Origin of the sequence: Phaeobacter sp. A36a-5a (genome assembly GCF_037911135.1) — a bacterium.
Taxonomy (GTDB): Bacteria; Pseudomonadota; Alphaproteobacteria; order Rhodobacterales; family Rhodobacteraceae; genus Phaeobacter; species Phaeobacter bryozoorum.
The window spans coordinates 212136-230688 of the sequence record NZ_JBBLYU010000004.1; the positions used below are offsets into that span (position 1 = coordinate 212136).

The 18553-nt window shown below is 61.5% G+C and carries 13 protein-coding genes and 1 pseudogene; 10 read left to right on the top strand and 4 right to left on the bottom strand.

The window, feature by feature from the left end; translation table 11 throughout:
• Positions 1–26 precede the first annotated feature (26 nt).
• Together WLQ66_RS16575 and WLQ66_RS16580 are read left to right on the top strand one after the other, a co-directional pair.
• The gene (locus WLQ66_RS16575) at positions 27–3656 is read left to right on the top strand and encodes a hydantoinase B/oxoprolinase family protein (protein WP_340547437.1); all 3630 of its coding nucleotides are present in this window, start codon (positions 27–29) and stop codon (positions 3654–3656) included.
• Positions 3653–4212: pseudogene (locus WLQ66_RS16580) on the top strand (Glu/Leu/Phe/Val dehydrogenase dimerization domain-containing protein); the annotation flags it as partial. The gene WLQ66_RS16575 and the pseudogene WLQ66_RS16580, both read left to right, overlap by 4 nt.
• A gap of 475 nt (positions 4213–4687) precedes the next feature.
• Here the strand turns inward: WLQ66_RS16580 and nagA are convergent.
• Genes nagA through WLQ66_RS16600 form a run of 4 tightly spaced genes read right to left on the bottom strand, consistent with a single transcriptional unit; the run spans position 4688 to position 8600 of the window.
• A complete protein-coding gene (gene nagA, locus WLQ66_RS16585) occupies positions 4688–5848 on the bottom strand; it encodes an N-acetylglucosamine-6-phosphate deacetylase (RefSeq protein WP_340547438.1) in 1161 nt (386 codons plus the stop codon).
• Positions 5845–6873: an SIS domain-containing protein gene (locus tag WLQ66_RS16590; RefSeq protein WP_340547439.1), complete on the bottom strand. Its 1029-nt coding sequence runs from the start codon at positions 6871–6873 to the stop codon at positions 5845–5847. Before WLQ66_RS16590 ends, nagA begins: the two co-directional genes overlap by 4 nt.
• Before the next feature lie 24 nt (positions 6874–6897).
• On the bottom strand, positions 6898–7656 hold the full coding sequence (locus WLQ66_RS16595) for a GntR family transcriptional regulator (RefSeq protein WP_340547440.1): 759 nt from the start codon (positions 7654–7656) through the stop codon (positions 6898–6900).
• The gene (locus WLQ66_RS16600; protein ID WP_340547441.1) at positions 7653–8600 is read right to left on the bottom strand and encodes a glucosamine kinase nucleotide-binding domain-containing protein; all 948 of its coding nucleotides are present in this window, start codon (positions 8598–8600) and stop codon (positions 7653–7655) included. The genes WLQ66_RS16595 and WLQ66_RS16600 overlap by 4 nt, the downstream gene beginning before the upstream one ends.
• A gap of 177 nt (positions 8601–8777) precedes the next feature.
• On the opposite strand from WLQ66_RS16600, the gene WLQ66_RS16605 reads away from it, so the two are divergent.
• From WLQ66_RS16605 to zwf, 8 genes are all read left to right on the top strand, one after another.
• On the top strand, positions 8778–9707 hold the full coding sequence (locus tag WLQ66_RS16605; protein ID WP_340547442.1) for an N-acetylmuramic acid 6-phosphate etherase: 930 nt from the start codon (positions 8778–8780) through the stop codon (positions 9705–9707).
• A gap of 77 nt (positions 9708–9784) precedes the next feature.
• Positions 9785–11038 carry an ABC transporter substrate-binding protein gene (locus WLQ66_RS16610; protein WP_340547443.1) on the top strand — a complete coding sequence of 418 codons (1254 nt, stop codon included), beginning with the start codon at positions 9785–9787 and terminating at the stop codon, positions 11036–11038.
• A gap of 83 nt (positions 11039–11121) precedes the next feature.
• Positions 11122–12048: a carbohydrate ABC transporter permease gene (locus WLQ66_RS16615; RefSeq protein WP_340547444.1), complete on the top strand. Its 927-nt coding sequence runs from the start codon at positions 11122–11124 to the stop codon at positions 12046–12048.
• Between the two features lie 10 nt (positions 12049–12058).
• Positions 12059–12898, top strand: coding sequence for a carbohydrate ABC transporter permease (locus tag WLQ66_RS16620; protein WP_044040979.1), 840 nt, complete (start codon positions 12059–12061; stop codon positions 12896–12898).
• A gap of 157 nt (positions 12899–13055) precedes the next feature.
• Positions 13056–14156 (top strand): Gfo/Idh/MocA family protein, encoded by a 1101-nt coding sequence (locus tag WLQ66_RS16625; RefSeq protein ID WP_340547445.1) that lies wholly within the window; start codon positions 13056–13058, stop codon positions 14154–14156.
• Positions 14157–14168: 12 nt separating this feature from the next.
• Positions 14169–15164, top strand: coding sequence for an ABC transporter ATP-binding protein (locus tag WLQ66_RS16630; RefSeq protein ID WP_340547446.1), 996 nt, complete (start codon positions 14169–14171; stop codon positions 15162–15164).
• A 184-nt stretch (positions 15165–15348) separates the two neighbouring features.
• The gene (pgi, locus tag WLQ66_RS16635) at positions 15349–16989 is read left to right on the top strand and encodes a glucose-6-phosphate isomerase (RefSeq protein ID WP_340547447.1); all 1641 of its coding nucleotides are present in this window, start codon (positions 15349–15351) and stop codon (positions 16987–16989) included.
• A gap of 49 nt (positions 16990–17038) precedes the next feature.
• The gene (zwf, locus tag WLQ66_RS16640; RefSeq protein ID WP_340547448.1) at positions 17039–18499 is read left to right on the top strand and encodes a glucose-6-phosphate dehydrogenase; all 1461 of its coding nucleotides are present in this window, start codon (positions 17039–17041) and stop codon (positions 18497–18499) included.
• Positions 18500–18553 lie beyond the last annotated feature (54 nt).

Consider the following 18553-nt stretch of genomic DNA (forward strand, 5'->3'; position numbering starts at 1 on the left):
TGCCCGGCAAACAAAGGAGCTATGCCATGTGGCAATTTTGGGTCGACCGAGGCGGTACGTTTACCGACATCGTCGCACGAAAACCGGACGGAACGCTTCAGTCCCATAAACTACTTTCCGAAAACCCCGAGCGTTACAAAGACGCGGCAGTTCAAGGGGTCCGAGAAATTCTAGGCTTGGACGCGGACAGCCCTATCCCCGAAGGCACGATCGATGCAGTCAAGATGGGGACAACCGTCGCAACCAATGCGCTTCTGGAACGCAAAGGCGATCGGACAATCCTGCTCATCACAAAAGGAATGAGAGACTTGCTGCGCATCGGCTACCAGAACCGGCCGCGCTTATTTGATCTGAACATTCAGTTGCCTGAGCTGCTCTATGAAGAGGTCATTGAAGTTGAAGAGCGCGTCGATGCCGATGGCAATGTCATCGAACCCTTGAACCTGCGTCAAGTCCGCGACGCGCTGTCTCAGGCCTACGGGCGCGGGTACCGCTCTGTCGCGGTGGCACTGATGCATGGCTACAGATTCCACGACAACGAGCTAAAGATCGGCGAGATGGCAAAGCAATCCGGCTTCACCCAGGTCTCGCTTAGCCACAAGGTTAGCCCGCTGATCAAGCTTGTCTCCCGTGGGGATACAACCGTTGTGGATGCCTATCTGTCGCCAATCCTTCGCCGATATGTTCAGCAAGTCAGCGATGCGCTTGGTGCCACACGCGGTGGATGTAGGTCCTTGATGTTCATGCAGTCCAATGGTGGGTTGACCGATGCAAACCTGTTCCAAGGTAAGGATGCAATCCTATCTGGCCCTGCTGGCGGCGTGGTCGGCATGGTGCGCAGTGCAGAAGCCCTTGGTTTTAACAAACTCATCGGTTTTGACATGGGCGGCACTTCTACCGATGTGTGCCACTATGCGGGAGAATTCGAACGTTCCTTTGAAACCGAGGTCGCAGGCGTGCGGATGCGAGCACCGATGATGAGCATCCACACTGTTGCAGCTGGCGGTGGCTCGATCCTCAGCTTCTCAAACGGACGCATGCAAGTGGGTCCCGAGAGCGCCGGTGCAAACCCAGGCCCGGCTTCATACCGCCGTGGCGGCCCGCTTGCCGTAACCGACTGCAACGTTTTGCTTGGCAAGCTTCAACCAGATCACTTCCCGCATGTGTTTGGCCTCAATGGCGACGAACCGCTGGACGTGGCGGTCGTGCGTGAGAAATTTACAGCGCTTGCCAAAGAAATATCGGCAGAAACCGGGGAACCAGAGCGCAGTCCGGAACAACTTGCCGAAGGTTTCCTGCGCATCGCCGTGGAAAACATGGCAAATGCGATCAAGCAGATCAGTGTTCAGCGCGGCTATGATGTGACCCAATACACCATGAACTGTTTTGGTGGTGCGGGGGGGCAGCACGCCTGTCAGGTTGCGGATGTCCTGGGCATGGAGAGTATATTCATTCACCCGTTTGCGGGCGTTCTCTCAGCATTCGGTATGGGGTTGGCGGATGTACGTGCCCTGCGGGAATACCAGTTTGCGCAGCCCATCAAAAATATCTCTGAAGCGGAGACTGTTCTGAAAGGGCTGGATGCTGAAACGCATAACGAAGTTCTGGAACAGGGTGTATCCAAAGAGGCGATTCAAATTGTTCGCACAGCTCATATTAGGACCGATGGCTCACATCAGACCCTGGACGTTCCTTTTGGAACCGTCGAGGAGATGCGTAAAGGATTTGAGGAAGCGCACGAGCAGCGCTTCGGCTTTGTGCCGGACTACAATCAGCTAATCATCGACCTTCTGACATCAGAATCCATCGGATCCACTGGCGAAGATGTAACGCTTCCTGTCAATGAAGAAGGGCGTGGTAAGAACCTGAACGCCTCCATGTATAGCAATGGCCGTTGGCAAGATGTTCCAATGGTGGATCGAACCGGCTTGACCATTGGTGACAAGGTCACCGGACCAGCAATCATTTTTGAGCCCACTGGGACCAATGCCATCGAAGATGGTTGGCAAGCAGAATGCCGCGAAGGTGGCAACCTTGTGCTGACGCGGATTGTGCCATTGGAACGCAAAGAGGCGATTGGCACGACCGTCGATCCAGTAATGCTTGAGGTGTTTAACAACCTGTTCATGTCGATTGCCGAACAAATGGGGGCAACTTTAGCCAACACCGCTTATTCGGTAAACATCAAGGAACGGTTTGATTTTTCCTGTGCGATCTTTGATGCCAACGGCGACCTGGTGGCCAATGCACCACACGTGCCTGTCCACCTTGGGTCCATGAGCGGCAGCGTCAAATCTATTCTCAGCGAAAACACAGACAAGATCCGCCCGGGCGATGTGTTCATGATGAACAATCCCTTTAATGGCGGCACACACCTGCCGGATGTCACCGTCATCACCCCGGTGTTTGACGCGGATGGGGAAAACATCATCTTTGTCACAGCATCCCGCGGTCACCATGCGGATATTGGTGGCAAAACCCCGGGTTCAGCCCCGCCAGACAGCAAGACCATTGATGAGGAAGGTATCCTGATCGACAACTTCCTGCTGGTGGATCGCGGCACTTTGCGCGAAGCAGAAGCGCGCGCTTTGCTGGGCAGCGGACCATATCCCTGCCGGAACATCGATCAGAATATGGCTGATCTGGCAGCGCAGGTGGCTGCAAATGCCACGGGCGTCAAAGAGTTGCAGAATATCGTAGAGCAGTTTGGGCTTGGTGTCGTGCACGCCTATATGGGCCATGTGCAAGACAACGCCGAAGAAAGCGTACGCCGGGTTCTGGATGTTCTAAAGGATTGCTCGTTTGAATATCCACTGGACGGTGGTGCAAAGATCTGTGTCAGCATTTCGGTGGACCGAGTCGAGCGCAAGGCGATCATCGATTTTGAAGGCACCTCTGATCAGAGTCCTTTGAATTACAATGCTCCTTACTCGATTTGCCGCGCAGTTGTTCTTTACGTTTTCCGCACGCTGGTCGGGTCCGATATTCCGATGAACGAAGGTTGCATGAAGCCGCTGGAGGTTCGAACGCCAAAGGGATCAATGATCAACCCGGAATTCCCAGCTGCGGTGATCTCCGGTAATACCGAAGTCAGCCAGGCCATTGCCGATACGCTTTATGGTGCTTTGGGTGTTATCGCCGGCTCGCAGGGCACTATGAACAACTTCGTTTACGGGAACGATGAGTATCAAAACTATGAAACGATCTGCGGTGGCACAGGCGCAGGGGATGGTTTTGACGGGGCCAGTGCGGTGCACAGCCATATGACAAACACCCGCATGACGGACCCGGAGGTTCTGGAAACTCGGTTCCCGGTGCGCGTGGATGAATTCTCGATCCGGCAGGACTCTGGCGGCGCGGGAGAAACCACGGGCGGCAACGGGATTATCCGCAAGCTGCGGTTCCTCACTCCGATGACCGTCACGGTGCTGTCTTCGCATCGGGAAACCGTGCCCCATGGCGCAGCAGGTGGTGAACCGGGCAAACCCGGTGAAAACTCGGTTAAGCGCAGCAACGGGGATGTGCAAATGCTGAAAGGGAATGATGAAACTCAAATGGGGGTCGATGACGTCTTCATCATGAAAACCCCAGGCGGAGGCGGCTTTGGCACCGCAAAGGCATCTTTGATGCCCCGCCTGCTGGGGGCCATCCGATGAGTCGTGCGTTCTTGCCTGATGTGAATGCCATGTTTAACGACATAGCATCCACAATCGATTTACCAGAAGGGCTGGATGAGAAATAATCCGCATCTGCCACGCGACCTATGTGACCCGCTTCGGTGTGCGGCTGCGTGGCAAAATGCACTCCTTTACAGGGTGGCGCGCGGTGCATTCCACCCAAAACCCTCCGGCAAAGGGCGGCATCCGATATTCTCCGGATACCGATCAGGAAGAGGTTGAGGCGCTGGCGGCGCTTATGACTCATAAATGTGCTTTGTTGGGGCCGCCGTTCGGCGGCTCCAAGGGCGCCCTGCGGATCGACCCACGCGACCGGGAAGAACATGAGCTGGAAAAAATCACCCGGCGCTTTGCCCAGGAATTGATCCGCCATGGGTTCCTGAACTCAGGCATGAATGTTCCGGCACCCGACAGGGACACCAATGAGCTGACCATGATGTGGATCGCCGATGAATACCAGCGCCAGAAGCCCGAAGATATCAACGGCCTGGCCTGTGATACCGGCAAACCCCTGGGGGGCAGCGGGATTGAAGGCGGCACCTATGCGCCAGATGGAGCAGAGGCGCTGCACGATGAATGTGACACTCTGATCTCAGCCGCTATGGAACGGAAGGTGGCTTAAACGAGCACCTGGGGCGGCACTAAAACGTGACAGGTCCAACACGGGCCGCATCGCAGAATTATTTTTCTGCAACCGCGAGAGATTGCTGTGTAAGCACTGGCTGCATTAGCAAAAGTCGGGTCCGTCCCGCATTGTGTCACCTCACCGGCTGCAAAACCTCGCAGTCGCAGCGAACGGCCGGCTGCGGCGCAGCAGAAACCCTCGGCTGGTTGCGTCAAATGACCGACTTTGCAACGCACACTATCCGCGCTTTTCTGCCATTCGTGGGTCGTGCAGGATCGGTCAGCATGACCTCAGAGCAGACCAGCAGGGCGTCCGGAACCAGCAAAACAATTGGCGCCAAATTTCACCGTATGAGGCATCGCTGAGCGACACGATGCAACAGCAGCTACAGCGCCAAGCCGCCCTGCCAGACCTGCTGCAGCTCCAGCGCGTCGTTCAGATGCAGCACATCGGCGCGCGCGCCGGGTTGCAAGCGCCCCAGATCGGGCCGCCTGATCAAATCCGCCGGCCGGCTCGTGGCCATCTCCAGCGCCGTCTCCAACGGCAGATCGCAGGTCTCGACCAGGATCTGCACCGCCGTTGCCAGCTCCAGATGGGCGCCCGCAAGGGTGCCGTCAGCCAGCGTCAACCGATTGCCGTCACGGCGGATTTCGCGACCATTCAGGGTAAAGCGGTCGATATCGGAGCCGCCGGTGGCCATGGAATCGCTGACCAGAAACAGTTGCCCGGGCCCGGTCTTGGCCGCCAGCGCCGCCCGCATGGATGCCGGATGCACATGCACCGCGTCCGCAATCAGCCCCGCTGACAGCCCGCCAAGATCAAGGGCGGCGCCGACAACACCGGGTTCGCGATTGCCAAGCTGGCTCTGGGCGTTGAACAGATGGGTGACGCAGCGCGCGCCTGCCGCAACCGCCGCCACGCAATCGGCGTGGCTCGCATCGGTATGACCCAGCGACACCAGCACGCCCGCCTCGCTCAACCGCCGGATCTGCGCCGGGGTCGCCGCTTCGGTCGCCAGCGTCACCTTCAGCACCGGCAACCGGGTGGCCGCTGCGCATAACATCTCCAGATCGGTCTCGCTCATCGGGCGTATCAAAGACGCATCATGCGCGCCCTTGCGCGACACCGCCAGATGCGGCCCCTCCAGATGCAGCCCGATGATGCCCGGAACCCCGGCGGCAATCGCGGCGTCCACGGCGTCGATGGCGCGGGCGACGAAATCCGGCGTATCGGTAATCAGCGTCGGCAGGATCGAGGTCGCGCCAATCTGCGCATGGGCCGCTGCGATGACCTGCAACTGCTCCAGCTCGGGCGCGTCGTTGAACATCACCCCGCCGCCACCGTTGACCTGCAGGTCGACAAACCCCGCCGTCAGGATCCCACCGGTCAGCTCCGTCACCTCCGCCCCCTCGGGCAGTTTGCCGACGGGCAGGACGGCCGCGATCTGGTCGCCGCGCAGGACCAGCGCGCTGTCCTCCTCCCAGCCCACCGGGGTCAGGATGCGGGCACCGGTCAGCGCACGCAGCGGTTGCCGGTCGCCGGTCATACCGTTTCCGTCACTTTTTTCAGGTGGCGGGGCGCATCGGGGTCAATCCCGCGCGAGGCGGCAAAGGCTTCAACCATCGCATAAAAGGACACGATCAGGCTGATCGGATCAGTCAGCGCATGGTCCGTGCGGATATGATCCACCCGTCGCGCCGCCGTCACCTTGTCGCTGGTGGCAAAGACCTGCGCGCCCTTGCCCGCGATCTGATCGGCGATACCCGCCAGCGCGTCCTCAGCGGCATCCGCCGCCGCAAAGCCCAGCACCGGAAAGCCCTCTTCCACAATAGACACCGGCCCATGCAGCACCTCCGCCGAGGAATAGCTCTCCGCATGAAGCTGGCAGGTTTCCTTGAACTTCAGCGCCGCCTCATTCGACACCGCCAGCGCCTGACCACGCCCCAGCGTGAACAGCGATGACCGCGCGCCGATGGCCTCGCGCACCTCTGGCCAGTCAATGCGGCAGGCGCGCTCCAACTGCTCCGGCAAGGCGTGCAGCGCCGCAAGCACCGCCTGATTGCGATCCCATTTGGCCAGCAGCCACAGCCCCGCCACTGCCGAGGTGACAAAGGTCTTCGTCGCGGCCACGCTCAACTCGGGCCCTGCGTGAATATCCAGCGCATGGTCCGACGCAGCCGCCAGCGGCGAGGCGGCATCATTGGTCAGCGCCACCGCCAGCGCCCCGTCACGGCGCGCGCTTTCCGCCATCGCCACGATGTCCGGGCTTTTGCCCGACTGCGACACCGCCAGGCTCAGCGCCCCCTGCAGCCGCAACGGCGCCTTGTAGATCGACGCGACCGACGGCCCGACCGAGGCAACAGGCACCCCCAACAGGATCTCGCTGGCATATTTCAGATAGGTGCAGACATGGTCGGACGATCCGCGTGCCACCGTCACCATAATATTCGGATCAAGGCGGCGCACCGCCTCGGCCACCGCGTCAATATCCGCCTCGCCCTGACTCAGCAGTCGATCCACGGCGGTCGGGATCTCGTCGATCTCGCGACGCATCTTGGTGATATCTGTCATGGTTCCCTCCTCAGGGTCGCCAGGTTAGCTCGTCCCGAGCCGCAGCTCGGCGACAAAATCATAAGCATCGCCGCGATAGATCGAGCGGGTGAACTCCACCACGCGACGGTTGCGCAAATAAGACGTCCGCACGATGCTTAGGCCCGCCATTCCCGGCTCCACCCCCAGCAGCTGCGCCTCATACTCCGGCAGGTTGATCGCCGAAATCCGCTGCAAGGCCCGCACCGGGCGGCTGCCGGTCTGCTCCAGCACCTCATAAAGCGACCCCCGGACTGCCTGCGGATTGGGCAGGATATCCACCGGAAGCGAGGCCCGCTCGATCGCCATCGGACGCCCATTGGCACGCCGCAGACGGGCAATACGCGCAACCGCCTCCCCCGAGGTCAGCGCCAGCGCCATCACCTCCTCCGGCGAAGGGGTATGGATGCCGCGTTCCAGCCATTCGACGCTGGTGTCATAGCCGCGCCGCTCCATGTCCTCGGTAAACGAGGTGAGCTGCGACAGCGACTGCTCCACCTTGGGCGTGCCATCGGACACAAAACTCCCCGAGCCCTGCCGCTGCACCACGATGCCCCGATCCACCAGATCCTGCATGGCGCGGCGCACGGTGACGCGCGACAGTCCGGTCAGCGTTGCAATCTCTCGTTCGGCGGGCAAGGGCGCGCTCTTGGGCAGCAGCCCGGTCTCGATACCGTCCTCGATACGCTGGCGCAGCCGCACATAGCGTGGCCCGGCGGCGTCCTCCAGCCAGGCGGCCGGTTTCAGGAATTCCTCGACCGTCATAGCGCCTCCTGCCGGATCTCGCGGGCAAAGCGGCGCGCCAGCTCCAGCGCCCCGTCCAGCGGCGAGCCCTCCGGCGCCTGCAGGTACTGCGCCACATCCGCAGGCAGATAGGCGGCGTATTGCGCCGCCACACCGCCGATATGATAAACCGGTTCCTCCGGTCGACGTCCCAGCGCCTGCAACCCGTGGCACAGATACTCCGCCCCTTCGGCCATCAGCCGCCGCCCCACGGAATCGCCCGCAGCGGCAGCCTGCGCCACCCGCGGCGCATAGGCGCCAAAGGCCGCCGGACGCGCGGTCTGGGCAAACCGGACAATCTCGGCAGTCTGATTGGAAAAATCCCTGAGACAGCTGCGCAGCAGCGGCGTCATCGGCTCGATCCCTTCGGCCGCCTGTAGCGTCAGCTGCAACAAACGCCGCCCCAGCCAGCCGCCCGAGGCCTCATCGCCAAGAACCGCCCCGTGACCACCAATAAGCGTGACCTGCCCCGCCACCTGACGGCCCAGAAATGACCCGGTGCCGACACCGATCAGACAGGCAGTGCCCTCGCCAAGCGCCCCGACAACCGCAGGCATCCGGTCATCTTCGACCCGGATATGCCGATGCGGCAGGGCCGAGGCGACAAAGGCTGCCGACCCGGCATCAATCACCCCCGCCAGCCCTGCATAGACCGGGATCTGGTGGAAAGCCTCATCGTCAAGGCCCGCCTGACGTTGCAGATCGCCCAATCCCGCGCGCAGCGTCTCAACCGCAAGCTTGGGCGCGGTATAGACATTGGCGCTTCCCCCGGTGACCACCAGCCGACGCGGCGACGCCCCGCAGCTCTTGGGCGCGGAGGTATCAGGCAGATCAGCCGCAGGATCGCCCGCCTCCAGCAGGACAAAGCGACAGGAGGTCCCCCCTCCGTCCACGGCGATTAGATATGGAAAGCACGAGTCAGTCATGCAATACCTATAAGATACCTTTTAACCAAAAGAAAGACCTATCGGCCGCAAGTATTGGTGCCACAATCGATAAAACCTTGAAAAGCCTACATCAGATCAAGAAAATAATTAAATGGTAGACAAGTGGTATTGTATAGGTATTAAATACTTCTCATTCACCTGAGGGGGAGGAATCACATGGCATCGACCAGCCAACAACCGTCCGCAGCACGTATATCGGCGCCCACCGATGCGCAGACGGAAACGCTGCACCCCCGCGCCAGGGGGCTCGATCTGCGCGCCGATGCCGATATCCTCGACACGCTTCTCGACGGGCAATCGCGCGCACTGGCAGCTGTAGACAGCGCCCGCCCCGCCATCGCCGCAGGCGCCGCTCTGCTGACGGAATGCCTGCGCAACGCTGGTCACCTGCACTATGCGGCGGCAGGTTCCTCGGCCCTTATGGCGCTGGCTGATGGCGCCGAACTGCCCGGCACATTCGGCATCAGCGCCGATCAGATCTCCATTCACATGGCCGGCGGCATCCCATCCGACGGGCGGATGCCCGGCCATACTGAAGATGACAGCGCGGCCGGCAGCAAGGCTGCCGCCGCAGTGACCGCAGGTGATGTGGCGATCACCCTTTCCGCCAGCGGCACCACGCCATTCCCGATCGGCTTTGCAAAAACCGCACAGGCCGCCGGCGCCAAGGTCATCGCGATCGCCAACAACGCAGACACGCCACTGCTGCAACTGGCCGATGTGGCAATCTGCCTGCCAACACCGCCGGAGGTCATCGCAGGCTCCACCCGCATGGGCGCCGGAACCGCGCAGAAGGCCGCGCTCAACATGATGTCGACGCTGGCAGGCATCCGGTTGGGGCATGTGATGGACGGTATGATGGTCAATCTGATCGCAGATAACGCCAAGCTGCGCCAACGCGCGATCCGCATAGTCTGCACCCTCACACAGCAGGACGCCGAGGCCGCCGCCCGCGCGCTGGATCAGACCGGCGGCGCGGTGAAAGCCGCCATTCTGCTGTTGCAGGGTGCGGCCTCCCCCACTGCGGCGGACACGCTGCTGCGCCATAACAAGGACAACCTGCGAGCCGCGCTCGCACAGGTGTAACGGTCGGCCACGCGCCACCCAAGAGGTCACCAAGACCCTGATTTCAAATACCAAACATGCAAACTGGGAGATACAGAATGACACGCAAACTCTTTACCCTCGCGCTGCTCGGCTCGACCGTGCTCGGCGGCGCAGCCGCTGCCGAAGACGTCACGCTGACGATTGAGAGCTGGCGCAACGATGACCTCGCCCTCTGGCAGGACAAGATCATCCCCGCCTTTGAGGCCGCCAACCCCGGCATCAAGCTGAAGTTCACCCCCTCTGCCCCGGCGGAATATAACGCCGTGCTGAACTCCAAACTGGATGCGGGCAGCGCCGGCGATCTGATCACCTGCCGCCCCTTTGATGCTTCGCTTGGTCTTTATGACAAGGGCCAGCTGGCCGATCTGTCCGATCTTGAGGCGATGAGTAGCTTCTCCGACGTGGCCAAATCCGCCTGGCAGACAGATGACGGCTCCGCCACCTTCTGCGTGCCGATTGCTTCGGTGATCCACGGCTTCATCTACAACAAGGACGCCTTTGCCGAGCTGGGCGTGGACGTACCGGAGACCGAAGACGAGTTCTTCGCGGCGCTGGAAAAGATCAAGGAAGACGGCAATTACATTCCGCTGGCGATGGGCACCAACGACCAGTGGGAAGCCGCCACCATGGGCTATAACAACATCGGCCCGAACTACTGGAAAGGCGAGGAAGGCCGTCTTGCCCTGATCGCAGGCGAGCAGAAACTGACCGACGAGCAGTGGGTTGCCCCTTATGAGACCCTGTCGAAATGGGGTGCCTACATGGGCGACGGCTACGAGGCGCAGACCTATCCCGACAGCCAGAACATCTTCACCCTGGGCCGCGCCGCGATCTATCCGGCAGGCAGCTGGGAAATCTCCGGCTTCAACACCCAGGCCGATTTCGCCATGGGCGCCTTCAAACCGCCAGTCAAAGCGGCGGGCGACACCTGCTACATCTCGGATCACACCGATATCGCAGTTGGCCTGAATGCCGCCTCCCCCAATGCAGAAGCTGCCAAGACCTTCCTGAACTGGGTCGGCTCGCCTGAATTCGCCGCAATCTACGCCAACGCGCTGCCGGGCTTCTTCTCGCTGTCGAACCATGAGGTCGCGATGGAAGATCCGCTGGCGCAGGAATTCGTCTCCTGGCGTGGCGAATGTGAGAGCACCATCCGCTCCACCTATCAGATCCTGTCGCGCGGCACGCCGAACCTCGAAAACGAAACCTGGGGGGCCTCCGTTGCCGCGATCAAGGGCACCAAGGCCGCCGCTGATCTCGGCGCTGAACTGCAAGAGGGTCTGGCCAGCTGGTACGAGCCGCAGAAATAAGCGCGCCGCGATCTGACTGACCACAGACTCAGGAGTCCGGGCGGCCTCACGCGGCCCGGACCCGTCGACAGATGGGACACATCATGCAAAACACCCCTTATAAACCGCGCAGACGCTGGCATATCGCCGTTTTTCTGGCGCCCGCTGTGCTGGTCTATACGGCCATCATGATCTTCCCACTGTTCAATACCCTGCGGCTCGCGCTCTATAGCGAAAGCGACCAGATCCGCCAGTTCGTCGGCCTCGCCAATTTCCAGACCCTGTTCGGCAACCCCAACTGGTCGGAACAGTTCTGGAATGCGCTTGGCAATAATTTCTGGTTCTTCATCGTGCATATGCTGGTGCAGAACCCAATCGGGGTGGCGCTGGCGGCGATCCTCAGCCATCCCCGGCTCCGGTTTGCCGCACTCTATCGCACCGCGATCTTCGTGCCGACCATCCTCAGCTTTGTCATCGTCGGCTTCGCCTGGAAACTGATCCTCTCGCCGATCTGGGGCATCACCCCCGACCTCCTCGACGCCATTGGCCTGAAGTGGCTGTTTGCCCCCTGGCTGGGCAAGGAAGACTACGCGCTGACCACGCTGGCGCTGATCTCTGTCTGGCAGTTTGTCGGCATCCCGATGATGCTGATCTACGCAGCCCTGCTGTCGATCCCCGAAGAGGTGATCGAAGCCGGCGAGGTTGATGGCATCACCGGCATGTCCGCCTTCTGGAAAATCAAACTGCCGCTGATCCTACCCTCCATCGGGATTATCTCGATCCTGACATTTGTAGGCAACTTCAACGCCTTCGACCTGATCTACACCACCCAAGGTGCACTTGCCGGGCCGGATTTCTCGACCGATATCCTCGGCACCTTCATGTATCGCACCTTCTTCGGCTTTCAGCTGCAACTGGGCGATCCGCATATGGGGTCCGCCATTGCCACCGCCATGTTCGCGATCATCCTGATCGGTGTCTGCATCTATCTCTTCGGCATCCAGACCCGTCTGCGCCGCTACCAGTTCTGAGGATCCGATGATGCATAAATCCCGCTCAAACCCGTTCAACAGCATCCTCGCCCACGGTGCGCTGATCACCTACACGCTGATCGCCCTGTTTCCGGTGTTTGTGATCCTGGTAAACAGCTTCAAAACCCGCAAAGCGATCTTTCGCGACCCTCTCGGCCTGCCGACATCCGACACATTCTCGCTGGTCGGCTATCAGACCGTCCTGAAGCAGGGGGATTTCTTCCTCTACTTTCAGAACTCGATGATTGTCACCGTGGTGTCGCTGGCGCTGGTGCTGCTGTTTGGCGCAATGGCCGCCTTCGCCCTCGCGGAATACCGGTTCAAGGGCAATATGCTGCTCGGCCTGTACCTCGCCCTTGGCATCATGATCCCGATCCGCATCGGCACCGTCGCCATTCTGGAGCTGATGGTGGACACCGGGCTGGTCAATACACTGACTGCGCTGATCCTCGTCTATACCGCGCAGGGTCTGCCGCTGGCGGTGTTCATCCTGTCGGAATTCATGAAACAGGTGAGCGATGATCTGAAGAACGCAGGCCGCATCGACGGGCTTTCGGAATACACCATCTTCTTCCGCCTCGTGCTGCCGCTGGTGCGCCCGGCCATGGCCACCGTCGCCGTCTTCAACATGATCCCGATCTGGAACGATCTCTGGTTCCCGCTGATCCTGGCCCCGGCCGAGGAAACCAAGACGCTGACACTGGGCAGCCAGGTCTTCATCGGCCAGTTCGTGACAGACTGGAACGCCGTGCTCTCGGCGCTGTCGATGGCGATCCTGCCGGTCATGGTGCTCTATGTGATCTTCTCGCGCCAACTGATCCGCGGTATCACCTCAGGAGCGGTGAAATGAGCCGACATATCACACTATGCGCTCGTCCGGCAGCAGTGCCGGGCTGCGTCGGGCCAGCCCCCCGGAGCGGCAGTCTTCAGCCGCTTGTTGGCCCGGCGCTCAGCCTGTCCTCTCGCCATCGTCACAGCAGCCATCCTCACCACAGCGGAGGCCCCAAATGACCCGCGTACTGATCGCAGGCCTTGGCAATATGGGCTTTGCCCATGCGCTGGCTCACCACAATGACGAAACCGCGCAGATCGTCGGCCTCGTCAACCGCTCCGGCGCGCCTGCACAGGCCCCCTTGCAGGACTATCCGGTTTATAGCGATTTCCATCAGGCGCTGGCGCAGACCAAACCCGATCTGGTGGTCATCGCCACCTATTCCGACAGCCATGCCGCCTATGCCATTGCCGCAATGGAGGCCGGCGCGGATGTCTTCGTCGAAAAGCCGCTGGCCACCACGGTTGCCGATGCCCGCGCAGTGACCGACGCCGCCCGCCGTCTGGGGCGCAAGCTGATGGTGGGCTATATCCTGCGTCACCATCCCAGCTGGCAGCGCCTGATTGCCGAGGCCCGCGATCTCGGGCCCCCGTATGTGTTCCGCATGAACCTCAACCAGCAGTCCGATGGCCCTACATGGCAGACCCACAAGGCACTGATGCAGACCACTTCGCCAATCGTGGACTGCGGCGTGCATTATGTCGATGTGATGTGCCAGATCACCGATGCCACACCCCAGCGCGTCCATGGCATCGGCCTGCGCCTGTCGGATGAAATTGCCGAGGATATGTATAATTACGGCCAGTTTCAGGTGACCTTCTCTGACGGGTCCGTCGGCTGGTACGAGGCAGGCTGGGGACCGATGATGTCCGAAACCGCGTATTTCGTAAAAGACGTGGTGTCCCCCAACGGATCCGTCTCGATCACCGAAACAGACAAGGCTGGCTCGGACGATGTCGATGGCCATACCGCCGTCGGCAGCCTGATCGTGCATCGCAGCACGCAAGACACCCCGGACCGCCGCATCGACCTGCCCGAGGAACCCGACCATCAGGCGCTCTGCGCTGCCGAACAGACCCATATGCTGCGGGTCATTGCCGAGGACATCGACATGGAGCGGCACATGCAGGACGCCGTTGCCTCGCTGGCGATCTGTCTGGCCGCCGACCAGAGCATCCGCAGCGGCGCGCCCGTTGACCTGACCACAGTACAGACAGAACGGACCGAGGCCGCGGCGACAGCGCCCACCTCGCCCTCTGCGAACCCGAAGACCTGAAGGATCCCCGCCATGACCGCCCTACAGCTTACCAATGTCTGCAAATCCTTCGGCCCGGTCGAGGTGCTGAAAGATATCAACCTCACCGTGGAGGACGGCGAATTCGTGGTCTTTGTCGGCCCGTCGGGATGTGGCAAATCCACCCTTCTGCGGGTGATCTCCGGGCTTGAGGACGCCACGGCGGGTGAGATCACCATCGGCGGCCAGACCGTCACCACCACGCCCCCCGCCAAACGCGGCATCGCCATGGTGTTCCAGTCCTATGCGCTTTATCCGCATCTCACCGTGCGCGAAAACATGGCGCTTGCCCTGAAACAGGAACGCCAGCCCAAGGAGGAAATCGCCGCCCGCGTCGCCGAAGCCAGCCGGATGCTGTCGCTGGAGGACTACCTCAATCGCCGCCCCTCGGAACTGTCGGGCGGTCAGCGGCAGCGCGTCGCCATTGGCCGCGCCGTGGTGCGCGAACCCAAGCTGTTCCTGTTTGACGAACCGCTCTCCAACCTCGATGCCGCCCTGCGCATGAACACCCGTCTGGAAATCGCCCGCCTGCACCGTCAGCTGTCGGCCAGCATGATCTACGTCACCCACGACCAGATCGAAGCGATGACCCTTGCGGATAAAATCGTCGTGCTGCGCGACGGCCGTATCGAACAGGTCGGCACCCCGATGGAACTCTACAACAATCCCGCCAACCGTTTTGTGGCGGAATTCATTGGCGCACCAGCCATGAATTTTGTCCCCGCCCCGCGTCTGGGCGGCAACCCCGGACAGTTCATCGGCATTCGCCCGGAATATGCCCGCATCAGCCCGGATGGCCCGCTCACAGGCGAGGTGATTCACGTGGAAAAACTGGGCGGCGACACCAATATTCTGGTCGACATGGGCGAGGATCTGACCTTTACCGCCCGCCTCTTTGGTCAGCATGACACCCATGTGGGCGAAACGCTGACCTTTGACTTTGATCCGGCCAACTGCCTCGCCTTTGATGCTGCGGGTCAGCGGGTCTGATCCGGCACGCCCCGGCCCGCCCCTCATTCCGGCTCCCATTTTCACCCGTGACAGCCCGATTTGGGCCTATTCGCGCGGCCTGCTATATTAGGGCGTTACAAATGCACATGTTAGCGCTAACTAATCGGCAGCGGTGCCCTTGAGTGATTCGCAACGGGGCAAGGACAACCGAGGGAGACCGACGATGACGCAGACCCGGACGCAAATCTGGCAGCTTCTGGAACAGCACCGGACAGAGACCGCCGATATCCCGCTCCTGTCGCTCTTCGAGACGCCAGACCGGTTTCAGAGCTTCTCCGCCGAAACCGACGGGCTGCTGCTGGACTATTCCAAAACCGCGCTGGACGCCACCGCGCTCTCGCTGCTGGAGCGTCTCACGGCCGAGGCCGGTCTTGCCGATCGCATCAGCCAGATGTTTCGGGGCGAGAAGATCAACACCACCGAAGACCGCGCCGTTCTGCATACTGCCCTGCGGGCACAGACTGACGCGCCGATCCTGGTCGATGGCGAGGATATCCTGCCGCCGGTGCGTCAGACCCTGCAACAGATGGAAAGCTTTGCCGAGGCGCTGCGCGATGGCAGCCTGCGCTCCAGCACCGGCGCCAAATTCACCGATGTGATCAATATCGGCATCGGCGGCTCCGACCTTGGCCCGGCGATGGCCACGCTGGCGCTGGCGCCCTACCACGACGGTCCGCGCTGCCATTTCGTCTCCAACGTCGATGGCGCCCATATCGCCGACACGCTGAAAGCTCTGGATCCGCAGACCACATTGGTGATCATCGCCTCCAAAACCTTCACCACCATCGAGACGATGACCAATGCCCGCACCGCGCAGGACTGGCTGCGGGCCGCACTGGGGGATGACACCTCTGCGCATCTGGCGGCGGTTTCCACCGCGCTGGACAAAACCGGTGCCTTTGGCATTGCCCCCGAACGGGTCTTTGGCTTTGCCGATTGGGTGGGCGGGCGTTATTCGCTCTGGGGGCCGGTTGGCCTGCCGATCATGATCGCCATCGGGGCCACGAATTTCCGCGAGTTCCTGTCGGGCGGGGCGGCGATGGACCGCCATTTCCGCACCGCACCGTTTCGCGAAAACCTGCCGGTGATGCTGGCCGCCACAGGGATCTGGCACCACAATATCTGCGGTTACAGCAGCCGCGCCATTCTGCCCTACGACCAGCGCCTGTCCCGCTTCCCGGCCTATCTCCAGCAGCTGGATATGGAGAGCAACGGCAAGAGCGTCGCACTGGATGGCAGCCCGCTGCCACGCAACTCCGGTCCCATCGTCTGGGGCGAACCCGGCACCAATGGCCAGCACGCCTTCTACCAGCTGCTGCATCAGGGCACCCGCGTGGTGCCTGCCGAATTCCTGATCGCCGCCGAAGCGCATGAGGGCGATCTGACCGATCACCACCAGCTGCTGGTCTCCAACTGCCTCGCCCAGTCCAAAGCCCTGATGCTGGGCCGCTCCCGCGAGGAGGCCCGCACCATCGCTGCCAAACGCGGCTTTACCGGCGACGCGCTGGAGCAGATGGCAGGTCATCTCGCCTTTGCAGGCAACCGCCCCTCGGTGACCCTGGCCTATCCGAAGCTGACGCCCTTCGTGCTGGGCCAGCTGATCGCGCTATATGAACACCGTGTGTTTGTCGAAGGTGTGGTCTGGGGGCTCAACTCCTTTGATCAATGGGGCGTCGAACTGGGCAAGGAGCTGGCCGTCAGCCTGTTGCCGCTGGTTGATGGCAGCGCTCCGGCCGAGGCTTATGAGGCCAAAGACGGCTCCACCCGTGGCCTGCTGTCGAAACTCACCCAACCGCAACCCTAGCCACCAAAAAGACCGCCAATTTCCCCTTCGAGCTGTCAGAGAGAGAGCCATGGTTTCCCGCGTCATTCCCGTCCAGTCCTTTGATCTCGTGCTGTTTGGCGCGACCGGAGATCTTGCCCGCCGCAAGATCCTGCCCAGCCTGTTCCACCGCTTCCAGATCGGCCAGTTCTCCGACGATTGCCGCATTATCGGCACCTCCCGCAGCGACATGGACCGCAAAGGCTTCCAGCAGATGGTCGCCGATGCCATCCGCACCTTTGGCCAGCCGGGCGAAACCAGCGACGACGAAATCGCGGCCTTCGTCACTCTGCTGCACTACACCGCCGTCGATGCGCGCGGCGACAATGGCTGGCAGGCGCTTGGCGATCTGCTGCGCGACGATGCCATCCGCGCCTTCTACCTCTCGGTCGGGCCCAGCCTGTTCCCCGATATCGCCGGCCGTCTGCGCTCCACCGGGATCGCCACCCCCGACAGCCGCATCGTGTTGGAAAAACCCTTCGGCCATGATCTGGCCTCGGCCCAGGCGCTGAACGCCGCCCTGCGCGCCAATTTCGAAGAACATCAGATCTACCGGATCGACCATTATCTGGGCAAAGAGACCGTCCAGAACCTGATGGCCCTGCGCTTTGCCAATTCGCTGTTTGAACCCCTGTGGAATTCCTCCCACATCGACCATGTGCAGATCACCGTCGCCGAAAGCATCGGCGTCAAAGGGCGCGGCGAATATTACGACAAATCCGGCGCCATGCGCGATATGGTCCAGAACCACCTGATGCAGCTACTGTGCCTCACCGCGATGGAGCCCCCCGCCCGTTTCACCCCCAACGCCGTGCGCGACGAAAAGGTGAAGGTGATCGAGGCGCTGAACCCCGTCGCCCCGGATCAGATCGCCCGTGGCCAATACCGCGGCCCGGAGGGAGAATCCTACCGCGAGCACGCAGGCAACCCTTCCAGCACCACCGAAAGCTTTATCGCGATGAAGGTGGAGGTCGCCAACTGGCGATGGGCCGGCACGCCGTTTTATCTGCGCACCGGCAAATGCCTGCGCGCCCGCGAGTCGGAAATCGCCGTCTTCTTTCGCGATCCGCCGCATAACATCTTTGCCGAGGACACCGGCACCGGCGGTATCAAGGGCAATGTGCTGGTGATCCGCCTGCAACCGGACGAAGGCATCACCCTGCGCACCACGATCAAGGATCCCGGTCCCGGCGGCATGCGTCTGACCGGCGCCAATCTCGACATGACCTTTGCCGACAGCCTGCCAGAGGCTGGCCGGCCGCAGGACGCCTATGAACGGCTGATCATGGATGTGATCCGCGGCAACCAGACGCTGTTCATGCGTGGCGATGAGGTCGAGGCCGCCTGGGCCTGGGCCGATCCCATCATCGCGGGTTGGGCTGACAACAGCAATGACACGCCGCAGCCCTATGATCCCGGCAGCTCCGGGCCAGAGGACGCGCTGCTGCTGATGCACCGCGACAATCGCCGCTGGCGCGGCATCGGCTCCTGAGCCTGCCCGCCCACCCCGCCACTGAGACCCACGACCAACCGGCACCTGACGACT